This is a genomic window from Rhodospirillaceae bacterium (genome assembly GCA_016722635.1).
GTDB lineage: Bacteria > Pseudomonadota > Alphaproteobacteria > JAEUKQ01 > JAEUKQ01 > JAEUKQ01.
In genome coordinates this window covers 13805-37231 of record JADKIX010000011.1, presented here as the reverse complement: position 1 = coordinate 37231, position 23427 = coordinate 13805, and the positions used below count along the sequence as shown (strand labels likewise).

Sequence of the window (23427 nt, the reverse complement as noted above, 5' to 3'; positions counted from 1 at the left end):
TTCTTGTCGTTTTCTATAAAATAAGAAATAATCATACAAATTAAATTTTCAGGAAAAGGCACCGGGATGAAAAAGAAAATCTTCAGTTTATGGATCGCAGTTCTTGCCTCAATCATGGGTCTTCATGGCGCGGCCTTAGCAGGCCCCATTCTGGACAAGGTTTTAAAAAACAAGGTTTTGGTGGCGGCGTACTCCCCGGGCTGGCCGCCGGTTGCGTATTTGGATGACCAGAACCAATTGGTTGGGTTTGATGTGGATGTGGGCAAGGAGATTGCCAGAAGGTTGGGGGTTAAACTGGAAATCGTCACGGTTTCATGGGAATTTATTGAAGCTGGCCGGTGGGGCGGGCGCTGGGATATTGCCATTGGTTCCATGACACCCACGGTGCCAAGGGCGCAAGTTTTGGATTTTCCAGCGGTTTATTGGTACACCCCCGGCAGTTTTGCCGTGCACGCCGATAATAAAAATATTCGCACATTGGCGGATCTGCAAAATAAAAAAATCGGTGTATGCGGGGGTTGTTCCACCGAAGACTATATGAAGGGCGCTTTAAAATTCGCAATTGATGGCGGCAGCCCGGTGGTTTTCCAGGTCAAAACCAATCAATTGCGGTCTTATGATTCCGAGGGCGGTTATTTGGATGATTTGAAATTGGGGAATGGGGTGCGGTTGGACGCTGTACTTTCTAATTTGCCAACCTTGCTTGAGGCCGCCAAAACCCAACCGCTGCGCATTATCAGTCCGCCTGCTTTCTTTGAGCCTTTGGCAATTGCGATTGACAAAGGTGACCCGGAATTTTCGGCCAAAATTGCCGAGATCATTCGCGATATGCACCAGGATGGTACTTTGACCGATTTATCAAAAAAATGGTTTAACGGTCAGGATTGGACCAAGCCCCAATAATTCTTGTCTGCTTTTCGTAAGCCATTGAGTTTTTTGTAAGATGGAGGTGTGATTGCTGTCGCGTCGCCATTTACTGAAGCTCTTGGCCGGTGCAGGGGCGGGAGGTTTTTCTGCTATAAATTCCAAGGCTTTTGGGCAATCTACATTGATCTTGCCTAAAATCAATTTTTGGGATCGCCAACGCCAGGGCGCGAATTTTTTTCATCGCGATCCCAGGGAAGACTTATTTGCAACCGCAAGAAATTTTGGTTTCGATTTTGTCCGCTTAAGCTTTGAATCTTGGTCCAGCCAACACCCTAATTTTTTGTTAGGAAATACCGATCATTATCGCGGATTAGTGGAAGCAGATAAAAATCATTTGGGGAGAATTCTGGGATTAGCCCAAAAATATGCGGTGCCTATCCTGATATGCCCCCTTACTCTTCCAGGCAGTCAGTTTCAAGCAAACGCGGCTATTGATAAGGAAGATAAGCGTTTATGGCAAGATCCAAAATTCTGGCAATATGCGGCCGATTATTGGCGCGACTTAGCCCTCTTCTTACGTGACCATCCAATTGTTTATGGCTATGATCTATTAAATGAACCGCATCCCGAAAGATTGACAAAAAAGCCGGTTGGCGATCAAGTGTCGTTACCGGCGTGGCAGCAGGAATACCTTGGAACAACAGCGGATCTTAATCTTTTTTATCAGCTGGTTATCAAACATATCAGGCAAGTTGATTCCTGGACCCCGATTATTATTGAATCTGGTTTTGATGCGAACCCACAGGCATTTATCAACCTGGAGCCTGTCCAAGATAGCAGGGTGTTATATTCTTTTCACCAGTATCAACCTTGGGTTTACACCACGGCAGAAGAATTTCGTGGCCAGTTTTGTTACCCTGGGCAAGTAACGGCTTGGGGGCAAACAGAACATTGGGACAAAAAGCAATTACAGAAAAGTGTGGCACAGGTTATTCTTTGGTCGCATCGCAACCAGATAAGATCACGGCAGATTTTGATAGGTGAAATCGGCGTACATCGCCAAGCTTGTGGCGCTTTTGACTATTTGCGCGACAATATTGCTATTTTTAATGAACATGGCTGGCATTGGGCGTTTTACGCTTTTCGTGAGGATCAATGGGATGGAATGGATTATGAGCTTCCCGTTGATTTTCCGGAAGGGGAATATTGGTATGATTTAGAACAGGGGTTATCTTTGCCAAGGCAAGATACAGAAATTTTTAAATTATTAAGGAAGCAATTCTAAGCTGTTCTTGTTTTAAGGGTATCTGGTCAGGGTTCTTTCTGAGTTTAATTGATAAAACCCGCGCGGCTCAACTCCTATGAGATTGGGGCCGGAACTTCTGAAATCAGGCGTATCCTGATCAGGTGCAAGCTTTTCCAGCAGATACAGTAACCAATTGTCTATAAAACCAGCTTATACAAACATCTAGCCAAATATAATAAAATTTGATAGCATGCCCCATAACTATTTTAATAATGGCCCATTATGGCCCGTATTCTTCTATTTTTTATATAGGTTTTAAGGAGAGATCGATGACCCACCTCATATCGCCCAAAACACGTTTTGTTACCATGACCTCGGTTGCCGCTTTAATGGCTGTTGCAATGTCTGGTACATCAGCACACGCTGCTTGTAACGAGGCTGTGGTTGGTGTTGGTATGATTGTGACTACATGCAGCCTGGATACTAAATCCGGTTATAAAGAAACGGTAATGAACGCAACAACTATCAACATTTTGGCGTCGGCAAGTGTTAATAATGATGTTGCGGGAACAATTGCGATAGAGACAGCGGGTTTACGTGACTCTATCACCACCCAGGTTGGCGGAAAATCAGAAATTAGGGGCAAAGACACAGGGATCAGGGCAGTCGATAGTAACGTTGTTATAACAAATGAAGCAACAAACACTATTATGGGAGGAATTGTCGGTGTTGAGTTCGTTAGAGGCTCGGGTGATGTAAGGAACAATGGGAATATTACAGGAGGAACTGGGGCTGGGTTGCATATTTTAAATAGTGGACAAGGTACCTTTCTGAATGGAGCAGGGGGGAAAATTACTTCTGGTTCTGGGGCGGGGGTTGAATTTAATACCAATTTTGGAAACACACTAAAAAACTATGGCATGATATCGGGCGGGGGGATGGCGGTTGGGGTGTTAGGGGGGGCTGGTGGTGAAACCGTTGAGAATGTGGGAACTATTACGGGGGGTGGTGTAAATGCTATTAATCTGGGTGACGGCGGTAATATTTTGCGGAATGGAAAAATCGATAATATGGTGACGGGCATGGGCAATATTTCTGGGTCTGTTACGATGGGAAAAGGCCAGGACATTATAGAGAATCATGCGGTTATTGGTACTGTTATGTCACCCGTGGTAATTGATTTAGGGGATAATCAAGACACGCTAACTAACGGAGGGACTGGGGTTATTCACGGCGAGGTAATCATGGGAGCAGGGGATGATGAGGTGGTCAATGATGGGGCTATCGCTATTGGGATTATCAACAAGAATGTCGATTTAGGAGAAGGTAGTAACAAACTGACCAATACGGGTCAGTGGGATCCAGCGGCAGGGATACGGAAGGGGATTTTCGGTAGTGTTTTGGCGGGTGCTGGCAATGATGAAATCGTCAACAGCGGTGCTATTGGTGGGAACGTTAATGTAGGTGACGGGCGCAACATTGTTACTAACACGGGTGGGGTGGGGGCATCGATCCTTGGCGGTTTGGGTGGGTTCCATACAGTGACCAATGGAGTGGGTGGGAAGGTTTTTGGGGGCGTTGATTTGGGGGATAACGCTGATACCCTGACGAATAATGGCGAGATTATGGGCAATGTCTGGATGCGAGGTGGGGATGATGCTCTGGTGAATACAGGGGGGATAGGGGGTAGCATTGATTTAGGGGTAGGGAACGACAACTTAACGCTGACGATGGGGATGGGTGTAGGGGGGGTGATAGATGGGGGAGCGGGGGATGATCAATTGTTCCTCAATGGTGGGGTAGCAGGGCAAAGACAGTTTTTTCGTAATCAGGTTGCTAATATGGAAATCCTGACCAAGCAGGGGGGTGGGACATGGGTCTTAGACCGTGACTACACATTCAACACGCTGATCCAGGTGTTGGATGGGGACTTGAATATAGCGGCGGGATGGACATTGACGAGTGCAAAAGTAGTGTCGGTGGCAATGGCTGGGCGGTTGTCGGGTGAGGGGAGGCTAGCTGGCGGGGTTGTTGTGAAGGGGACCCTTCATCCGGGGGATGGGACGACAGGCAAGTTGACGGTAACGGGGAATGTGACGATGGATGCGGGGTCGTTTGTGGAGGTGTCGGTGGGTCCTGGGACGGCGCAGACGCAGCTTGCGGTAGGGGGGAGTGTGAATTTGGGTGGCAATGGCACATTGACAGTGGCGGTTGCGCCCGGATTGTACAGGAATGGCGCGAGTTATGATGTGATCACGGCGGGAGTGGCGGTGAATGGGCAGTTTGGTTTGACAACATTACCTGCTGGAACGAAGTTTACGAAGTTCAAAGTGAATTATACTGTCCCAAGGGTGGTACAGGTGTTGGTGGAGAAGATCAATTATGCAACGATAGGGAATACGTATAACCAGCGGCAAGCGGGGGATGGGTTATTCCGGGGGATGGCTGGGAGTGGGGCGGGGAGTGATATGGAGACGGTAGCGGAGGCGTTTGAGAGATTAGGGGCGAATGATGATGCCTACCGAGCGGCACTGGACAGTTTAAGTGGGGAAGCCTGGGCAGCGATGGGGGAAGTGCGTAGTGGGGTGACGCGGAACTTCCGTGCGTTAGGGATGGGGCGGATTGATGGGAACTTGGAAGGGGTTGGGGTATGGGGGAATGTGCTGCAGGGGCAGGAGGATGTGAAGGGGGATGGGAATGGGGAGAGGATCCGTGGAGATGTGAGAGGCTTGGTGGGGGGTGTTGAATATGGGTTTGGGGGAGGGAAGGTAGGTGTGATGGTGGGGTATGGGCAGGGGGGATTGAAGCTGGGCGCACGTGGGGAGGGGGAAGTGAAACTGATGATGGGGGGGGTGTATGGAGGATGGAACTTCGGAGGGATTGAGGTGAGTGGGGGAGTGAGTTATGCGTCTGGTAAACAGAAGGTTACAAGAAGCATAGTAGGAAGTTGGTTGCCTAACCAACGGAATATGAGGGGATCGGAGCAGGTGAGGGAGTTCGGGATGGATGTGGGGGTGGGGTATGGGATCAATTTGGGGATGATTAAAGTGACACCGGAGGTTGGGTTGGAGATGGCGCGTGTATATGAGCAAGGGTTTGAGGAGAAGGGTGGGAACTCGGTGAGCTTAAGTGGGGAGAAGGAGAAGGGATGGGAGGGACGAGGGCATGTGAGGGTGGAGGTGAGCGCTGTGTTCCAAGCGGGCTTGGTGAGCTTTGAACCGTATGTGAAGGGGGGGTATGAGCGGGTGTTGGTGGGTAAGGGGTATCAAGACCGTGATGTGTCGTTCCAGCAACCGGGGACGGCGTTTAATGTACGGTCGACCGATGGCAGCAAGAACATCTATACGGGTGGTGGTGGATTGAATGTGGGTTTTGGGCCTGTGACGGTGGGTGTGGGGTATCAACAAAGCATTGGCGGCAAGCGTGATGAGCGGACGTTCCAAGGATCGCTGGGCATCCGTTGGTAAACTCTAACCACCGATAATCAACTGAACCAAAGGGGGGAGGAACTTCGTTCCTCCCCTTTTTTATTTTTTAAGTTGTGGAACATTCCCTCATGTAGGGAAGGCCATTGTCAATATATGAAAAAGTCTTATATAAAGTAATCAAGTTAAATTTTTAGGTTATATAGGCACATAAAATCACCATGAGTATGTTTTCGGGCTTAACGCAGCGTCTGACCGCTGTTTTTGATAAATTAAACCAACGGGGCGTATTACGGGAAGCCGATGTGGAAGCGGCCCTGCGTGATATCAGGATCGCTTTACTTGAGGCGGATGTTGCCTTGCCCGTCGTGAAGCAGGTGATTGAGCAAGTGCGCCTGCAAGCGGTTGGAGAAACGGTTATTAAAAGCACAACACCCGGGCAAATGGTGGTTAAAATTGTCCATGACCAGATTTTATCGATGCTTGGGGCGGCAGTTCCCTTAAACCTGCAAGCGCAAGTGCCCATTCCTTTTTTGATGGTGGGATTACAAGGATCCGGGAAAACCACATCCACCGCTAAAATCGCCCATCGCCTGCAGCAACGTTACGGTAAAAAGACCTTGATGGCTTCTTTGGATACCCAGCGGCCAGCCGCCCAACAACAATTGGCGATTCTTGGTCAACAGATTAAAGTTGATACCTTGTCGATTATCAGCGGCCAGCAACCTTTGGATATCGCCCGTCGCGCTTTGCAGGTGGCGAAACTTTCTGGCTATGATGTAGTGATGTTGGATACCGCCGGACGGCTGCATATTGACGAAGAACTGATGCAGGAAGTTATGGCAATCAAAGATTTAACAAAACCTGCAGAAATTTTGCTGGTTGCCGATTCCATGACCGGGCAAGATGCTATTAAGATTGCCCAGTCTTTTCAGAAAGCATTGCCTTTAACGGGTATTGTCTTGACTCGGATGGATGGCGATGCTAGGGGCGGTGCGGCCCTGTCGATGCGGCAGGTCACTTCTTGCCCCATCAAATTAATGGGGGTTGGTGAGAAAATTGCCGATTTAGAGGAATTTTACCCCGACCGTGTTGCCAGCCGGATCTTGGGGATGGGCGATATCGTTAGCTTGGTTGAAAAAGCGGCCCAAACCATTGAGAAAGAAGAGGCGGAAATTCTAACCGCTCGAATGCAAAAGGGCCAGTTTGACCTGAATGATTTAGCAAAACAGTTAGAACAATTGGGTAAGATGGGTGGTATAAGCAGCGTGTTAAAAATGTTGCCGGGAATGGGCAAACTGCAAGAAAAACTGGCAGATCATAAGATTGATGAAAAACAAATTTTACACCAAAAAGCCATTATCTCCTCCATGACTAAAATGGAAAGAAAGAATCCTGACCTGATTAAGGCCTCACGCAAACAGCGGATTGCCAAGGGGTCGGGAACATCGGTCCAAGAAATCAACCGTCTATTAAAACAGTTCCAAGAAATGCAGCGCATGATGAAGTTGTTGGGTAAATCTGGGTCAAAAGGGCTGATGCGGCAAGGTTTATCGCGTTTTATGCAAAGAGGATTGTAAAAACCCTTAAAGCAGCCTAAAATCTTCCAGTAAATGTAAAAATATAGGGAATATGAGATGATTGATCATCTATCCATTGGGGTCAAGGATTTGCAGCGCAGCACCAAATTCTATGATGCCGCCCTTGAGCCGTTGGGTTTCAAAAGATATATGACTTTCCCAGATGATTCGTGCGGGTACGGCCTCCCCGAAGACAGATTTTTCTGGATTGTAAAACCAGAGATAAAGGGTGGCGTTACCGGCCAGGCAATGCATATTGCTTTTAAAGCAAATAGTCGGATAGCTGTTGACAAATTTTATCAAAGTGCTATAGCAGCAGGCGGTAAAGATAATGGTAAACCCGGATTGCGCCTGAATTATCATGCTAATTATTACGCGGCTTTTATCACGGACCCGGATGGGCATAAGATAGAGGCTGTTTGTCATTTACCGGCGTAACGGGTTTATCTGTATATAATGATTTAAGTCTTAGAATTCGGAGAAAAAATGGCTTTAAAGATTCGCTTGGCTCGCAAGGGTTCGACAAAACGTCCTTTTTATCACATTGTGACAGCCGCCGTGACCAGCCCACGGGACGGGAAATTTATTGAAAAACTTGGCACCTACAATCCCCGGTTGGAGCATACCAATCCGCAACGGATCGTGATGAACATCGAACGCATCCAATATTGGATCAGCAAGGGTGCCCAGCCAACCGACCGCATCCGTTTATTCTTATCAAGGGCAGGGGTATTGCCGGAAACAGTAAAATCCGAGCAAACCAAGCAGCATTTGCCACGCACCAAAGCCCAAGAACGCCTAAAAGCTGCTGAGAAGGCCCAAGAAAAGCCTGCTGATGCCGCTCCGGCTGCGCCAGCTCAATAACAAGCAATTATTTCAGCAATTAGATAATGGATCATCCGGCTTTGATTTTGATCGCCTCCATCAAAGGCGTCCATGGGATCAAAGGGTTGTTGAAGCTGGATTGTTTTTTAGAAGATCCGACGACATTACCGGATTTTAACCCACTTTTTAACCAAGCTCAAGATCGCCAGTTTTTTTTGGAAGTTAAGCAATGCAGCGGTAAATATTGCTTAGTAAAAATACCAGGCATTGACAGCCGCGAACAAGCACAGGCATTGATCGGGCTTAATCTCTACACTTTGCGTACGTCTTTACAACCATTGCCTGATGATAATGAATTTTATATTGCCGATTTGCTACAACTGCCTGTTTTTACCAGGGATGGCCAGCTTTTAGGGATCATCAAACAGGTGCTTAATTTTGGTGCAGGCGATATTTTGCAAATTGAGGCTGCCAAAGACCAGCAAGAAATATTAATCCCCTTCACCAACCAATTGATCCCCCTGGTTGATCTGGTTGAAAAGAAAGTGATGACGGAATGGGATGTCCATGAATGATGTCGTCTCTCCCCCCCAAAAACCCTGGCAATCAATTGTCCTGACTCTGTTCCCGGAAATGTTTCCGGGTACTTTGCAATATTCGTTGGCAGGCAAGGCGTTGCAACAAAAAATCTGGTCAATTGAAACCATGAATATCCGGGATTTTGCGATTAACCGCCATCGCTCGGTGGATGATACGCCTTTTGGGGGCGGGGCAGGAATGGTGATGCGCGCAGATATTGTCGATTCTGCTTTGCAGGAAGCTAGGCGACAAGCCCCGCATTTGCCCTTGATTTATTTAACCCCCCGTGGCCAAAGATTAACGCAAAAAATAGTGGCAGATATTGCCAAAACCCCCGGGGCGATTATTTTATGCGGACGGTATGAAGCGGTTGACGAACGCCTCTTAGAGGAATGGCAACCCCAAGAGATCAGTTTGGGCGATTTCGTCTTGTCCGGCGGGGAACCTGCGGCCATCGCCTTACTCGAGGCATGTATCCGCTTATTGCCGGGGGTTTTGGGGCAGCCCGAATCCTTAACGGAGGAAAGTTTTTCTGCAGGGCTTCTAGAGTATCCGCAATATACCAAACCGGCGATATGGAAAGATCGGGGGGTTCCTGATGTCTTATTGTCGGGCAATCATCAACGCATTAAAGCCTGGCGGCAAAAGCAGGCAGAAGAGATAACAAAAAAACGTCGTCCTGATCTTTGGCAAGATTATAAAGGTACGGTTGACGGCAAATGAAAATGGAATAGATATTGACTTATCACCATAAAATATGTTTTCTGTAGCCTGTCTAAGAATTTATGAAGGAATATACCATGAGTGTGATTAGTGAGCTGGAAAATCAACAAATTCAGGAAATCGAGAAATTAAGGGCCGTTCCTGAGTTTCGTCCAGGCGACAATGTGCGGGTTGGCGTTAAGGTCATCGAAGGCGAAAAAGAACGCGTGCAGTTTTTTGAAGGGGTTTGCATCGCGCGCCGGATGGCTGGCATCAATTCTTCTTTCACCTTAAGGAAAATTTCTTATGGTGAAGGGGTTGAGCGACTTTTTCCGCTTTATAGCCCCCGTTTGACGGAAATTGCGGTTACGCGCCGTGGTGAAGTCAGGCGCGCTAAGTTATATTATTTACGTGGACTTACCGGTAAAGCCGCCCGTATTACGGAAAAACTGCAATTTTCCGCTGCTGAAGTGGTCCAAGCCGAAAATACAGCACCTGCAGAATAAAAGATTTACCAATCCCTGGTTTTGCGATACAATAGCGAAGGCTGACGTTTTGAACCGTCAGCCTTTTGTGGTTTAGACAATCAATCTGCGAAACGGCAATATTGATACCGTCTTAATCAAGTTGACCTTAAAGGGAATCATTGGAATTATTTGGTTATGATCTTATTTGCATTAACTTGTCCAAACAAACATGTTTTTGAAGGTTGGTTTCGCAATAATGCGACTTACGAGCAACAAAGTGTATCGGGTGGCATCACTTGCCCCCGTTGCGGTGATGTGAACATTATCAAAGCGCCGATGGCCCCGCATATTGGCAAAACAGCGGTGGCTTTATCAAAAACCAAAGGTGATGAAACGAAAGCTGCAGATACCTCAGTGGTGGAGGATGATGGGATTGCGCCAGAGACCCTGAAAACGAGTGTCACGGATCAAAAAACAAAAAATTTTTATCAGATGTTGCGGCAATTTCGCCAAGAAATTGAAAAGAACTGTGAATATGTGGGTAATCGATTTGCCGATGAGGCCAGAAAAATTCATTTGGGTGAGGGCAAAAACGCGGGATTTATGGGAATGCCACGGCGCAGGAAGCCAAGGAACTGGCAGAAGAAGGGATTGAGTACGCGAAAATACCCTGGCTGCCGAAAACCAATGGTTAAGGGGTGGGCCAGCTAATGAGTCTAGCTAGAAAAAAGGCGCAAACTGGCAAACAACGAACAATTTAGCAATAAAAATCACAGCAAGTTGCTTGGGTTATTTACCGAATGAAACAATATAATTGTTATCCAAGCAGTTGCTTAATATCCAGCTTTTTGTGCTGATTTGATAATCCAGGCCTTGGATATTTTTTGCCAAAAACCCTCTTTGCTGCAAGGGGGTTGCTAGTTCGGAAGGTTTTAGAAATTTTGTCCAAGCATGGGTGCCTTTGGGAATCCAGCCCAGGATATTTTCAGCAATCAAAATGCTTTTAATATAAGACATAGCCGTGCGGTTAAGGGTTGAAAAAATAAGGAAGCCTTGGGGTTTTGTCAGTTGGGCGCAAATATCTAAGAATTTTTTATAATCACTCACATGTTCAATAACTTCCAATGCCAACACCAAGTCAAACTTTTCACCTATTTCCAATAATTTTTCGGCATCCAACACGTGATAATTAATGGAAAGATCTTGTTCGGCCGCATGCTGCCGGGCCACTGCAATCGTTTTTTCGCTTTCATCAATGGCCGTAACCTTGCCCCCCAAACGGCATAAAGACTCGGCGGTCAAACCGCCGCCACAGCCGATATCAAGGATTTGCAGGTTTTTCATTGGTACTGGCTGCGGGGTCAGCAAAGAAGGAAGCAGCCGGGTGACTTCACCCACAATAAACTTCATCCGGGTTGGGTGCAATTCATGAAGCGGGCGGAAGGAGCCTTGCGGGTTCCACCAACTATCTGCCCATTGATCAAATGCTTTGGGGGAAGAAATGCTCGGTTCATTGGCTGCCGATTGCAAGATATTCATCCTCCTCCAATTATTGATTGCGTATAAAAGAAATGTGCCTGTAAAGAAAATGGTTGGAAAATCATGATAATTCTACTAAAACTCTCAAGGAAAGTCATGCGAAAAGATTCGTATTTTTGTTGCCGCAACATTTGGGAGAAGGTCTTTGCAATCATTAGTGAATAAAACAGAGTTGTGGTTGAACCATTTGTGGCACAGGGGCCGCGAGTTTTTAAATTGCCAATATGCCGTGATGGGGGGGGCGATGACGTGGGTCTCCGAGCATCATTTGGTGGCCGCAATCTCAAATGCCGGGGGATTTGGGGTGTTGGCTTCTGGTGCTATGTCACCTGAGCAATTGGCCAAAGAAATTCTGGCGACCCGCCGGTTAACCAAGCAATCGTTTGGGGTTAATCTTATTACCTTGCATCCGAAGTTGGATGAAATGGTCAATATCTGCTTAGAGCTTCAAGCAACTCATGTGGTTTTAGCAGGAGGGCTGCCGCCGATTGGGGCAATAACCAGGATCAAACAAAGTGGGGTCAAACTAATTTGTTTTGCCCCAACCTTAGGGATTGCTAAAAAATTAATTCGCAGTGGGGTGGATGCGTTGGTCATAGAAGGGGCGGAGGCTGGTGGGCATATAGGCCCGGTTGCAACCGCCGTGTTGGCCCAGGAGATATTGCCGGTTATCCGGGAGGTACCGGTTTTTGTGGCCGGAGGTATTGGTAGGGGCGAAATGATTGTGGCTTATTTGGAAATGGGGGCAGCTGGTGTGCAATTGGGAACCAAATTTGTTTGCGCCCAAGAATCAATTGCCCATCCCAAAATGAAACAGGCCTTTATGCAAGCGCAGGCACGGGATGCCCTGCCATCGGTACAGCTTGATCAACGTTTTCCCATTATTCCGGTGCGGGCCCTGGTTAATCAGGCCACTCAAAAATTTATCCAGTTTCAGCGGGAAACGATCAGCCGTTTTGAACAGGGGGCGGTGGATCAAAAAGGCGCCCAATTGGAAATTGAACATTTCTGGGCGGGGGCTTTAAGGCGTGCCGTGCTTGACGGTGATATTGAGGCTGGTTCTTTAATGGCCGGCCAAAGTGTTGGCATGGTCAGCGGAGAAAAGCCGGTCCAGCTGATTGTTGAAGAATTGTTATCACAGGCAAAGCAGATGATCAGCAATCGGTTTTCAGCCATGGAAGCCCTTTCTTAGGGATGGCAGCGCTTTCTCCAACACATTTGCCTTCCCTGATGCCATTATTGCGCCGGATGCGGCAAGTGATGGCGGAAGAAGGTACGGTTTTTGAGAAATTGCAGGTATCTTTAGAAATCATTGCCAGGGAATTGCCGACTGCTTCCTGCTGCTTATATCTTCTTCAACCGGGGGAGATGTTAAAATTGATTGCTTGGTGGGGCGGGGGCGAGGCGCCTACAAAAAATCAGCAATATTTTTTCTTTGGTTCAGAAATTATTGGCAAGGTTGCTGCCGATAAAATCTGTTGTGTGATACAAAAAAATGACATACAGGAACCAGGAAACTGGATTTGGGGCAATTATCAAACAATTTTGGCAGTGCCCATGATACGGGCGGGAACATGCCAAGCAGTGTTGGCAGTTCTTGATGATCAAACGCGAAATTACTTGGCTGAAGAAATCGAAATTTTGCAGATCATCGGGACAGTTTTTGCGGAATTGCTTGCCCCGCATCCAGAATATATCGATCAGCCCGTCAATGCTGAAACCGCTGTTTTGCCAAGCCGGATTGAAGGTATAGGGCTTAGTCCCGGTTTGGAAATAGGATGTGCTTTTCACTATCAGCCCAAAATTTTGTTGCCCGATCGAACGGCTGCAAATCCGCAAATGGAGACAAAGCGTTTGATGCAAGCCATTGCTGATCTGCAAAACAGCCTTCATCAATTATGCCTGTCCGAACATCTGCAAGTTTCCGGGCACCATCACGAGGTGCTTGAGGTTTATAAATCCATTACCCAGGATCAGGGTTGGATCAAACGGATGATGGGTGCCATAAGGTCGGGGTTGTCGGCAGAAATGGCGGTGATGAAGGTCAAAAATGATATCCAGGCAAAAATCCGGCCACCGACCAACGGTAATTGGCAGGATATCGTCCTTGATATGGATGATTTATCCAATCGCCTATTGGCCTTCTTAAAGGAAGATATTTCCCAATTATTGCCAAATAATAGCGATGATGTGGTTATTTTGGCGCCGCAAATCAGTGCCGCGGAATTGCTGTATTGGGATCCTAAAAGATTAAAGGGCTTAATCTTAGGGCAGGGGAACGCGATGTCCCATGCGGTGGTCATTGCGCGCGCCTTAAATATTCCGGTTCTTGTGTCAACCATCCCGAGTTACATGCAAATTAAATCCGGCGAGAAAGTCATTTTGGATGCGGATCACCATCAAGCATTTTTTAGGCCCAGCCATACGATCCTGAAAACGGTAACCCTAACAATCCAAAACCGCCGACAAAATAGGCCGGTTCCAGAAAATCGCAAGCCTGCGCCCGCGATTAGCCAAGACGGGGTGACGGTTGATATATGGATGAATGCGGGGCTTTTACTGGATATGCTAACCTTCCAAAATAGTGGGGCAGTTGGGGTGGGGCTGTTCCGCACGGAGCTGACTTTCATGACTCAGAATGCGTTACCCTCCGTTCCCCAACAAACAGATATTTATCAAAAAATTCTCCGTTATGCTCAGGACAGGCCGGTTATTTTTCGCACCCTCGATGTTGGCGGTGATAAGCTGTTGCCTTATTGGCAACGGCATAATGAACCTAATCCCGCGATGGGGTGGCGGGCAATCCGCATGAGCTTGGATCGGCCTTTTTTGCTACGTTCGCAGCTAAAAGCTTTGATTGCGGCTGCGAGTGGCCATGATCTTCACGTGATGTTCCCCATGGTTGGATTGGTGCAGGAATATTTGGAGGCCAAAGAATTCCTGCAAATTGAATGGGAAATGGCCAAGCAACGCCAACAATCTATGCCTAAAACCTTAAAAATTGGTGTGATGCTTGAAACCCCTGCTTTAGCTTTTCAGCTGGAGCATCTGTTGCCCCATATTGATTTTTTATCAATTGGCAGCAATGATTTATGGCAATTCTTAAGCGCTTCCGACCGGGATAACCCCATGATTGCCGACCGGTATGATATTTTATCACCAGGCTTTATGAATTTTTTAAAACCGATTGTTAAATCTTGTACACAAGCCAATGTATCCATCAATATTTGTGGGGAAATGGCCAGCAATCCTATCGATGCCATCGCCTTGATTGCGATCGGTTTCCGCAAGTTATCCATGACGGCGTCAGCCATCCCACTGGTTAAAAAGATGGTCCAGCGGATTTCGGTGATGGCGGTGCAGGAATTTGTTGAACAATTATTAAAGCAACATCACCCGACCTTAAGGCCTTTCTTGCGGGATTATGCGCGGGATCACCAGTTGCTTGCGGAGGATTCGGAAAATATAGCGATTGATAAATAACCAAGGGGCTGGCCTAGATAAGGATAAATATCTATGATGGCCCATAACCCATTATCTTTTAGAAAAACTTTCCCTAACCTGTAACAAGTGATAAACGTATAGATAACGATGCGAAGATAATAAAATGACGGCTCGTAAAAGTAAATTTTAACAAAGAAAGTTCGGTTGTGAGTATTGAGCATAAATTACAGCAAATTGTCCGCAGGCAGCAGGAAATATCGGCAATTTTAGCCGCGCAACCACCGGTTGATAACCAAACGCTTGCCAAATTATCGAAGGAATATTCTGATATCACGCCTTTGGTTGATATCGTCACGGACTATCATAAGGCAAAAAAAGAATTGGCTGATTTACAGCCGCTTTTACAAGATCCAGAAATGAAAGTGATGGTCCAGGAAGAGCTTGAGCAGCTGAAGCTACGGATCCCGGAATTTGAAAAAAAAATACAAGTATTGTTGCTGCCGAAAGACGCGGCGGATGAGAAAAACGCAATTCTTGAGGTGCGGGCGGGAACAGGTGGGGAGGAGGCCGGATTATTTGCGGCTGACTTATTCCGCATGTATTTGCGTTATGCCGAACTGCACCGCTGGAAAACTGAGGTTATATCGATCAGCGATACCGGGGTTGGCGGGTATAAGGAAGCCACCGCTTTAATCCAGGGGCGGGGGGTGTTTGCCCGGCTTAAATTTGAATCAGGGGTTCACCGTGTCCAGCGCGTCCCGTTAACGGAATCTTCCGGGCGTATCCACACCTCCGCCGCCACCGTTGCCGTTTTGCCGGAAGCGGAGGAGGTGGACATCAAAATTGAAGACAAAGATTTAAAGACGGAAGTTTTCAGGGCCAGCGGCCCTGGCGGACAATCGGTTAATACCACCGATAGCGCCGTGCGGATTACCCATTTGCCGACGGGGTTGGTCGTTCAGCAGCAGGACGAAAAATCCCAAATCAAAAATAAGGCAAAGGCGCTGAAAGTATTGCGTTCCCGGTTATATGAAATGGAGCGGGCGGCGCGTGAGGCAGAGCGTTCGGCCAACCGCCGCAACCAAGTGGGTACGGGTGACCGTTCTGAACGCATCCGCACCTATAATTTTCCGCAAGGGCGGGTGACAGACCACCGTATCAATCTAACAATTTATGAAATTGATAAGGTGTTATCAGGCGACGCCCTGGATAAAATTGTGGAGGCCTTGATCTCTGACGACCAAGCGGCCCAATTGGCCCAATTACAAGAATAATGCAAGTTAAGCAAGCGGTTGCCCATTTTTCAAGCCAGCTAGCGGCGGCAGGGGTGGATCATCCGGGATTGGAAATAAGGTTGTTGTTGGCACAAGCTTTAAATTGTGCCACCGCTTTTTTGCTGGCCTATCCCGAATATGTTATCCCCCCATCGTTGCTGAAATCCCTGCAACTATCCGTGGAACGCCGCTGCCGACGCGAGCCCCTGGCTTATATCCTGGAAAATAAAGAATTTTGGGGGTTGCCTTTTAAAGTAAGCCCGGCAACCTTGATCCCGCGCCCGGACAGCGAAACCTTGATTGCGGCGGCACTCTCCTATGCCAAGACCTTGCCAGCATCCATCCACATCCTGGATTTGGGCACTGGCAGTGGGTGCTTGTTGCTGGCGCTACTCAGTGAATTGCCAAAGGCTTTTGGGATTGGCACAGACCAATCGGCGGAAGCAATTAAAATTGCCCGGGAAAATGCCCATCATCTGGGCTTAACCGAGCGGGTCAAATTCGTTCAAGATAATTGGGCCTCCTCTCTAGGTGGCACGTACCCGCTGATTATTTCCAACCCGCCTTATATCAAACATTCAGATATTAAGGGGTTAATGCCGGAAATTAGGCAATTTGAACCGCATGCAGCGCTTGATGGTGGAATGGATGGGTTGGAATGTTACCGGCAAATTTTCCCGGAGGCGGCGCGGTTATTGTCGGATAATGGCCGTTTATTGATGGAAATTGGCGATAACCAGCAACAAGATCTGGTTGCAATGGCCAATGGCTTTCATTTTTCTTTATGCGGCGCTTACCCCGATCTAACCCAGAAAATCCGCTGTTTGGAGTGGAAGAAGGGTTAATTTGCCGAGAAACGGCTAATCTGCCCCCGTCCGGCCAGCAAAATAGACCAAGGCCTGGTTTGGGGGAAATGGGCAAAGATAATTGCCATCGTGACTAAAATGGGAACACATAAAAACATCCCCGCAACCCCCCAAATATACCACCAGATGACCAGTGATACCATCACCGCAAAGGGACTTAGGTTTAAGGAACTTCCCAGCATCCGCGGCTCAAAGAAATTGCCGATCAGAAATTGTAAAAACCCAAGTCCGCCAAACACCAGGAAAAAAGGGTATAAGCTTTCAAACTGGACCAGGGCCAGTAATGAGGGTAACAAGGTGGCAACAAAGGCGCCCAGCACCGGAATATATTTAAGGAAGAACACCAAAAACGCCCAGAATTCTGCATAATCGACCCGGGCAATCCGCAAGATGGCATAACTGGCCAGCCCCATAATTAAGCTGATGATGGTTTTGACCCATAGATAATGTTGGGTTTCAACCCGGACTTTGGCCAGGATGGAACGGATGCGGGTTTCATGGGTTGGATTAGTGAATATCAGGCGGATTTTTTGGTTAAATAACTGCTGTTCCATCAATAAAAACAATAGATACAGGAAAATAACGACGGCTACGCCTGTCCACCCCGCCAAATTTTCTGCCAAACGGGATAACAGGGCAATAAAATCAATGCGTTCGATAATTTGGGCCAGGGTTGGGGTTTGCTCTAAATCAAAAAATTCTGAAATGCGGGCCAGGCTTTTTTCAAGGTTCGCTTCGTAATGGGGCAAGGCGTTGATGACGGCGGCCATATTTTCAATGATAATCTGCCAAACCACCCAAAAACAGATAAGGATGGTCAAGATCGATAAAGTTAAGGCCAGCCAATGGGGCAAAGATTTTTTTCGTAAGGATAATTTGCCGTACGTCTCAGCCAAGGCATTAATCAAATGCCAGATCAAGATAGCAAAGCATAAGGGGACAAGGATTTTTTCGCCAGCCACCATCAGCAGGATGCTTAAGCCAATAATGGCCATCCATAAGAAAATATGAAAGGTTTTTTGCAACGACAGGTTCATTCCATCAGCCTAAATTTCTTCCTATAGGTGACTATCCCTATTGGTCATACAGAGATAAGGATGTCTTTCAATCTTGTTTCATGATCATAAAGTTTTGTATTATAAAGTCTGGTCAATTCCAGCAAACGCTTATGTTGCCCATTCTGAAAATAAACCATTGGCGCTGGTTAATATAATTTGAACCCACTATTATAATGAAATAATCGAGTTAGCAACTGATTTCCCAACTTCGAAAAGGCAATAATTGGATTATGGCCAACAATGGGGGATATATAGCTTATCAAACAACGGGATATTATCTATGATATCGCGCTTAGGTAATGTTATAACGGATATGGTTTTGAAATACCATTTTATGCGGAACGTTGAGGCCGCCCTAAGGCAAGTTGAGCCGCTGGAGCTGAACATATTTCGCACTGGCAATGGTGATGGCAAAAAGCCAAAAAGCAAGTTGAAGCCATTATTTTAGGAAAATAATAAATATTACTTGTTACGTCATGCATACAATGCTATATTGAGGGAAGTATCAGATGATTGTTTCGTTTGCATGCAAGGAAACGGAAAAAATATGGCAAGGGGTGCAATCGCGCCGGTTTCCTGTGGATATTCAGGATCGCGCTTTAATAAAGCTTAGTTTGATTGATGCCGCAAACAGCGTGCAAGATTTGCAGGTGCCACGCAGTAACCATCTGGAAGTGTTAAAAGGCGATCGAAAAGGGCAAATGAGTATCCGCATCAATAACCAATGGCGTATTTGCTTTATATTTGAAAAAAGCGACGCTTACGATGTGGAAATAGTCGATTATCACTAAAGAAAAGATGTGAGAGGAAAACTAAAATTATGACTGAGAAATTATTGCATAATCCTCATGCTGGGGAAATTCTCAAAATTGAATTTCTGGATGAGCTTCATTTAAGCCAAAACGCTTTGGCAAAAGCCATTAGCGTGCCGCCCAACCGTATTAATGCAATCGTCCATGGCATGCGCCGCATCACGGCTGATACGGATTTGCGCCTGTGCAAGTATTTTGGTTTATCCGAAGGTTTTTGGCTGCGCCTGCAAAATAGCTATGAAACGCGGGAAGCTAAACGTTCCATTAAAAGCCAAGTTGAAAAAATCAGGCCATTTACACCGGCCAGCCACTTGTCAAAACTCTGATCAGGAAAGTGGTGGCGCAAGTCCAAGGGCAACGCAAAATCAAGAGCATGGCGGCCTAAAAAAAATTCAATCCAGTTGCGAAAGGTTGGCAAACGACCAACTTTAGAAAAAATACCCGTTAATGCTTACACAGGGCGTCGATGCAGCCAGCTAAAGATGACAGTTGCAACAATCGCCCCCAGAAATTGTGCTGCAAGGAAGGCTGGCACGCTTTCGAAACTGATTCCGGTGAAACTATGGGTTGCGGCGCGGGCCAAGGTGATTGCCGGGTTAACAAAACACATGGATGCCGTAAACCAATAGGCTGCTGCCAGGTAAGAGGCGGCGGCAAAGGGTGTGGCTGAGGGGCGACCGCGTGAACAGCCAATGATAACAGCGATCAAGCCAAAAGCCGCGATGAATTCGCTGAACCACTGCGGGAAACCGGTTCTTATATGGTCGGACGCCAGAAATAGGGGTTCGACGAACATCAGTTGCGTGGCTGCAACGCCCACAAAGGCACCAATCCCCTGCGCCACCATATAGGCCGCTGCATCACCCCAGCGCATGTTACGCTGCAATGCCATCGATAAAGTAACCGCAGGGTTCAAATGCGCCCCGGAAATGTGGCCAAAAGCTAGAATTAAAGCAAGTAACCCGGCCGCTGATCCGATGGTGTGGGCAAATAACATTAAATAGACGCTGTCACCGGCAAAGCGCTCGCCCATCATTCCCGATCCCACCACGGCGGCGGCCAGCAAAGCCGTGCCAAGCCCTTCGGAGACCAAGCGCCTAGTTAGGTTTACGGTGTTTTTGTTCGATGTATCGGGTTGTTGGTTGCTCATGAAAGGCTCACTTTTTTTAAATGGATGCGGGTTGCTTGTATCAAAATTGGCTGGGGGACTTGGATTCGAACCAAGGTTGACGGAGTCAGAGTCCGTAGTCCTACCACTAGACGATCCCCCAATAAACGCAACTGATTATTCGTTAGCCAAGCTATAGGCAATTTTTTGGCAAAATGCAAGCCTGGCTTTCGCGGGCAAGGGCTGCAAAATCCATAGCCCTATTCATATAAATGAGCAGGGGATAGGGGATTGCCCCATCCCCAGCTTAGGCCCTATGATATTAATAAGTTAAATGTTTTTCAACGCTTAAAGGGGCGGTTGCCAAACAATCGGCAATCCGTTTACCGGCCAAGCCATCGCCATATAATAAATCACGCGCTGGTCTGGGTTGGCTGATATGTTGGCGGACGGCTTTCATAATGTCTTGATGGTTGTAATCGACGTCAATCACGTTTTTCCCTCGCTCACGCCCAAACTGGCGGGTGCCGATATTGACGGCTGGCACCCCCAAATAACTGCATTCGCGGATGGCAACGCTGGAGTTGCCGATGATGCAATGGCTGCCGCACAGCAGCCTTAAAAATTCAACCGGCGGCAAATTTTTGAAAAAATGCACTTGCTTTAATTGGCCTGTTTCCCGAAAAGCCCTGATCCCCTTTGATGTGCCATCCGACCCGGCGTCCACGTTCGGCCAAAACCAAAGGGTTGGCATATTCAATTGGGCGATTGCCTTCAAGGTTTCATGAATATGGGTGCGGGATTCCTTATATTCGGTGGTGACCGGATGTTGCATCACCACCAAATAGCCCTTGGACAGGTCAAATTTCGGCCCAACCCCGCCATATCGGGCGAAAATATCCTCATCCAACGGCTTTTGCCCCAGGGCTTCCTTGGCAATATCGATGGAGGGGCAACCGGTGACATAGACGGATTCGGCCCGCTCCCCCATGCGGATCACCCGCTCCCGCGATAAGGGGGTACATACCAAATGCACATCTGCCAGCTTGGTGATGGCATGGCGCACTTTTTCGTCAATGGAACCTGTCACTTCACCCCCCTGGATATGCACCAAGGGGATGTTCATATAGGAGGCAGCCACAGCGGTAGCCATGGTTTCAAAACGGTCGGCGATGGTCACCACCATATCGGGGCGCAAATTATCAAAGACGGTTGCAAGTTCGGCCAAGCCGAAGCCGGTTGATTTGGCGGATGTCACCAAATTCTCGCCTTCCAAAATCATATAGACATGGCGGTCAACCTTAAAGCCTTCCTGTTCAATCACCTTCACGGCATTGCCGTAAAGATCCAGCAAGGCGGAGGCGGCAACCACCAATTGCAATTTCAATCCAGGGTGTTTTTGAATGGCTTGCAGGGCCGATTTAATCCTTGAATAACTGGGCCTTGCGGTAATGACAACACAGACGGTACGGGGCATTTATTCGGTATTTTCCTTTAAAATCATTTCGTCTTTGGCAATGGATTTTCGTAAGCGCTTACCGATCAATTGGGGGTAATCATCCGCCGTAAGTCCACCACCCGGTTTTTTAAGGGCCATATCATCTGGGGATAAAATATGCCCCTTTAAAAGATCATGTTTGGCCACCACACTTTTCATAAAAATTTTCCGCAGGGGGGCCGCATGTTCGCCAAGAACCTGTTTATTAACGGGATTGGCTAACATTTTTTCAATAAAACGCACCCCGTCAACCAATTGTTTTAACTCGGTGGTTGTTAGGGACGCAATCACATCAGGGCCAAACATGTCGGGGCTTAAGGTCACATGCACCTCTAGCACCTGGATGCCCATGCTGGCGGCAGCAAGCCCCGCATAAATAGTTGCGGAATGGTCGCTTAGGCCAACTGCGGTTTGATAGCGTTTTTTATACATATCAATGACATTTAAGCCAACCGCTTCGGGTGGGCAGGGATAGATGGTGGCGCATTGCATCAAGGCCAGGGGTACGCCGCTTGGTTTTAATAAAGCCACCGTGCGGTCAACCTCATTTAAATCACTCATGCCGGTTGAAATCATCACGGGTTGTTTGGTTGCCGCAATCATTTGCAGCATCTGCGAATTGCTGATTTCACCCGAGGCGATTTTCCAAGCGGTCATCCCCACTTTTTTAAGCAGTTCCACGGCTTCCAAGGAAAAGGGTGAGCTTAAGAACAGCAATCCTTTTTCCACCGCATGGTTTTTTAAACCCTGCCATTGGCTTTCGCTAAATTCCATGCGTTTCCAATAATCATAGCGCGTCACATCTTGCAGGCTGAATTTTTTGCGCCAAGGCTCACTGGGTGTGCTTTCCGCTGCGGCAATATGGGTTTGGAATTTAATCGCATCAGCGCCGGTTTTAGCCACCGCATCAATGAAGGCGTGGGCCATCCCTAGGCTGCCATCATGGGATTGGGCAACTTCGGCAATAATCGTGCAGTTTTTGCTTGCGGGGTTATGTAGCCAGGTGTTCATGATCAAATCAACCTTTTTTCTGTTGACGCTGGAAGATAAATTCGGCCCATTCCAGGTCAATGGGTTCATCAATATTCACCACATGATCGTCAATTAAAATACCGGCACAATTTTCCTCAACAATCTGGCCTTTACCAATCAGGGTATCCCGCCGCACACTGTAATACAGGCCGTTCCGGGTATAATAGGCAGGAATGGATTGCCGGTTGGAATGGCGCACGCCGTCAGTTGCATAAAAATGTAAGACTTTGGATTGGTCAAGGGTAAAGATTTTTTGTGGGGTGTAATGCCCGGGCACCCGGCTGATGGAGGTGGCCGCCGCATGGCCGCCCTGGATCATCGTATCAATGGTCCTTTCCACATCCTTGATCTGCCGGAAAGGCGAGGTCGGTTGCAGCAGGATCGAAACATCAAAGGGCTTGCCCCAATGTTTTTCACTGGTAAGCCAAGCATTTTTCCAGGCGTCCGCGCCGGTTGCGGTGTCAGTTGCGAGTTCCGCCGGGCGTAAAAAAGGCACATCAAGCCCGTATTTTTTGCCCTCATCGGCAATTTCCGGGCTGTCGGTGCTTAAAACAATTTGGTCAACCCATGACAGTGACCTAGCAAACAAAATGCTGCGCCCAACCAGGCTAATACCGCCGATTTTCTGTAAGTTCTTTTTGGGAATTCCCTTGCTGCCGCCTCGTGCCGGTATAACCGCCAACACCGTTTTGCCAAGCCTTGCCATGCCAAAAACTTTCTAAGGTTTATGTATCTTGATGATTCCCTTAACCGCTAGCAAAAAATTTACCAATTGCCAAATCATTTAATGATTATGGGTAAATTTTTCAAATTCCTGTTTTGCTTGCAGCTTTTGCCGCTTCAAATCGGACAAAAGGGTTTGATTCGGAACCGGCCTTGCCATTTCCTGGCGGATTTGTTCCGCCAGCTGTTGGTGGCGCTGTTTTAAGTGATCGGCATGGGACTTATTAAACATTCTTATAACCTATCAGGATCAGAATTCATTCACGGGCTAAGTATGCAGGGTCAGGCAGATTTTGTAAACAGCCAACCCGCAAACATGTGAGGCGGCAAAATTGCCAGCATCAATCGCCTTAAGGCTGATTTTATGAGCGGTGGTCACGAT

Annotated in this window: 23 protein-coding genes and 1 tRNA gene; 16 read left to right on the top strand and 8 right to left on the bottom strand. The window is 47.5% G+C overall.

Annotation, left to right across the window (positions count from 1 at the left end; translation table 11 throughout):
• Nucleotides 1–66 precede the first annotated feature (66 nt).
• The 10 genes from IPP67_07480 (at nucleotide 67) to IPP67_07435 (ending at nucleotide 10386) form a co-directional block, all read left to right on the top strand.
• The gene (locus IPP67_07480) at nucleotides 67–903 is read left to right on the top strand and encodes a transporter substrate-binding domain-containing protein (GenBank protein ID MBL0338985.1); all 837 of its coding nucleotides are present in this window, start codon (nucleotides 67–69) and stop codon (nucleotides 901–903) included.
• A gap of 52 nt (nucleotides 904–955) precedes the next feature.
• On the top strand, nucleotides 956–2152 hold the full coding sequence (locus IPP67_07475) for a cellulase family glycosylhydrolase (protein ID MBL0338984.1): 1197 nt from the start codon (nucleotides 956–958) through the stop codon (nucleotides 2150–2152).
• Between the two features lie 290 nt (nucleotides 2153–2442).
• Nucleotides 2443–5580 (top strand): autotransporter outer membrane beta-barrel domain-containing protein, encoded by a 3138-nt coding sequence (locus IPP67_07470; GenBank protein ID MBL0338983.1) that lies wholly within the window; start codon nucleotides 2443–2445, stop codon nucleotides 5578–5580.
• Nucleotides 5581–5765: 185 nt separating this feature from the next.
• Nucleotides 5766–7118, top strand: coding sequence for a signal recognition particle protein (gene ffh / locus IPP67_07465; protein MBL0338982.1), 1353 nt, complete (start codon nucleotides 5766–5768; stop codon nucleotides 7116–7118).
• A gap of 57 nt (nucleotides 7119–7175) precedes the next feature.
• Nucleotides 7176–7556 carry a VOC family protein gene (locus IPP67_07460; protein ID MBL0338981.1) on the top strand — a complete coding sequence of 127 codons (381 nt, stop codon included), beginning with the start codon at nucleotides 7176–7178 and terminating at the stop codon, nucleotides 7554–7556.
• A 48-nt stretch (nucleotides 7557–7604) separates the two neighbouring features.
• The gene (rpsP, locus tag IPP67_07455) at nucleotides 7605–7982 is read left to right on the top strand and encodes a 30S ribosomal protein S16 (GenBank protein ID MBL0338980.1); all 378 of its coding nucleotides are present in this window, start codon (nucleotides 7605–7607) and stop codon (nucleotides 7980–7982) included.
• A 26-nt stretch (nucleotides 7983–8008) separates the two neighbouring features.
• The gene (gene rimM, locus IPP67_07450) at nucleotides 8009–8518 is read left to right on the top strand and encodes a 16S rRNA processing protein RimM (protein MBL0338979.1); all 510 of its coding nucleotides are present in this window, start codon (nucleotides 8009–8011) and stop codon (nucleotides 8516–8518) included.
• A complete protein-coding gene (gene trmD / locus IPP67_07445; GenBank protein ID MBL0338978.1) occupies nucleotides 8511–9245 on the top strand; it encodes a tRNA (guanosine(37)-N1)-methyltransferase TrmD in 735 nt (244 codons plus the stop codon). Before rimM ends, trmD begins: the two co-directional genes overlap by 8 nt.
• Before the next feature lie 77 nt (nucleotides 9246–9322).
• On the top strand, nucleotides 9323–9730 hold the full coding sequence (gene rplS / locus IPP67_07440; GenBank protein MBL0338977.1) for a 50S ribosomal protein L19: 408 nt from the start codon (nucleotides 9323–9325) through the stop codon (nucleotides 9728–9730).
• 560 nt (nucleotides 9731–10290) lie between these two features.
• Entirely contained in the window at nucleotides 10291–10386 is a 96-nt protein-coding gene (locus tag IPP67_07435) for a hypothetical protein (GenBank protein MBL0338976.1), read from the top strand.
• 94 nt (nucleotides 10387–10480) lie between these two features.
• On the opposite strand, the gene ubiG is transcribed toward IPP67_07435, so the two are convergent.
• Nucleotides 10481–11230, bottom strand: a complete 750-nt coding sequence (gene ubiG, locus IPP67_07430) for a bifunctional 2-polyprenyl-6-hydroxyphenol methylase/3-demethylubiquinol 3-O-methyltransferase UbiG (GenBank protein MBL0338975.1) — start codon at nucleotides 11228–11230, stop codon at nucleotides 10481–10483.
• A 232-nt stretch (nucleotides 11231–11462) separates the two neighbouring features.
• On the opposite strand from ubiG, the gene IPP67_07425 reads away from it, so the two are divergent.
• From IPP67_07425 to prmC, 4 genes are all read left to right on the top strand, one after another.
• Nucleotides 11463–12422, top strand: coding sequence for a nitronate monooxygenase (locus tag IPP67_07425; GenBank protein ID MBL0338974.1), 960 nt, complete (start codon nucleotides 11463–11465; stop codon nucleotides 12420–12422).
• Between the two features lie 2 nt (nucleotides 12423–12424).
• A complete protein-coding gene (ptsP, locus tag IPP67_07420; GenBank protein MBL0338973.1) occupies nucleotides 12425–14713 on the top strand; it encodes a phosphoenolpyruvate--protein phosphotransferase in 2289 nt (762 codons plus the stop codon).
• Between the two features lie 167 nt (nucleotides 14714–14880).
• The gene (prfA, locus tag IPP67_07415) at nucleotides 14881–15948 is read left to right on the top strand and encodes a peptide chain release factor 1 (protein ID MBL0338972.1); all 1068 of its coding nucleotides are present in this window, start codon (nucleotides 14881–14883) and stop codon (nucleotides 15946–15948) included.
• Nucleotides 15948–16793, top strand: a complete 846-nt coding sequence (prmC, locus tag IPP67_07410) for a peptide chain release factor N(5)-glutamine methyltransferase (protein ID MBL0338971.1) — start codon at nucleotides 15948–15950, stop codon at nucleotides 16791–16793. The genes prfA and prmC overlap by 1 nt, the downstream gene beginning before the upstream one ends.
• Here the strand turns inward: prmC and IPP67_07405 are convergent.
• On the bottom strand, nucleotides 16790–17839 hold the full coding sequence (locus IPP67_07405; protein MBL0338970.1) for an AI-2E family transporter: 1050 nt from the start codon (nucleotides 17837–17839) through the stop codon (nucleotides 16790–16792). The genes prmC and IPP67_07405 overlap by 4 nt on opposite strands.
• A 542-nt stretch (nucleotides 17840–18381) precedes the next feature.
• Here IPP67_07405 and IPP67_07400 point away from each other — a divergent pair.
• Together IPP67_07400 and IPP67_07395 are read left to right on the top strand one after the other, a co-directional pair.
• Nucleotides 18382–18663, top strand: coding sequence for a type II toxin-antitoxin system RelE/ParE family toxin (locus tag IPP67_07400; GenBank protein MBL0338969.1), 282 nt, complete (start codon nucleotides 18382–18384; stop codon nucleotides 18661–18663).
• Between the two features lie 29 nt (nucleotides 18664–18692).
• Nucleotides 18693–19010: a HigA family addiction module antidote protein gene (locus IPP67_07395; GenBank protein MBL0338968.1), complete on the top strand. Its 318-nt coding sequence runs from the start codon at nucleotides 18693–18695 to the stop codon at nucleotides 19008–19010.
• Nucleotides 19011–19135: 125 nt separating this feature from the next.
• On the opposite strand, the gene IPP67_07390 is transcribed toward IPP67_07395, so the two are convergent.
• The 6 genes from IPP67_07390 to IPP67_07365 form a co-directional block, all read right to left on the bottom strand.
• Nucleotides 19136–19834: an aquaporin family protein gene (locus IPP67_07390; protein ID MBL0338967.1), complete on the bottom strand. Its 699-nt coding sequence runs from the start codon at nucleotides 19832–19834 to the stop codon at nucleotides 19136–19138.
• Nucleotides 19835–19881: 47 nt separating this feature from the next.
• A tRNA-Gln gene (locus IPP67_07385) sits at nucleotides 19882–19955 on the bottom strand.
• A 159-nt stretch (nucleotides 19956–20114) separates the two neighbouring features.
• On the bottom strand, nucleotides 20115–21269 hold the full coding sequence (gene neuC / locus IPP67_07380) for a UDP-N-acetylglucosamine 2-epimerase (hydrolyzing) (protein ID MBL0338966.1): 1155 nt from the start codon (nucleotides 21267–21269) through the stop codon (nucleotides 20115–20117).
• On the bottom strand, nucleotides 21270–22301 hold the full coding sequence (locus IPP67_07375) for an N-acetylneuraminate synthase family protein (GenBank protein MBL0338965.1): 1032 nt from the start codon (nucleotides 22299–22301) through the stop codon (nucleotides 21270–21272).
• Between the two features lie 7 nt (nucleotides 22302–22308).
• The gene (locus IPP67_07370) at nucleotides 22309–23028 is read right to left on the bottom strand and encodes an acylneuraminate cytidylyltransferase family protein (protein ID MBL0338964.1); all 720 of its coding nucleotides are present in this window, start codon (nucleotides 23026–23028) and stop codon (nucleotides 22309–22311) included.
• A gap of 78 nt (nucleotides 23029–23106) precedes the next feature.
• Nucleotides 23107–23277, bottom strand: a complete 171-nt coding sequence (locus tag IPP67_07365; GenBank protein ID MBL0338963.1) for a DUF465 domain-containing protein — start codon at nucleotides 23275–23277, stop codon at nucleotides 23107–23109.
• Between the last annotated feature and the right edge of the window lie 150 nt (nucleotides 23278–23427).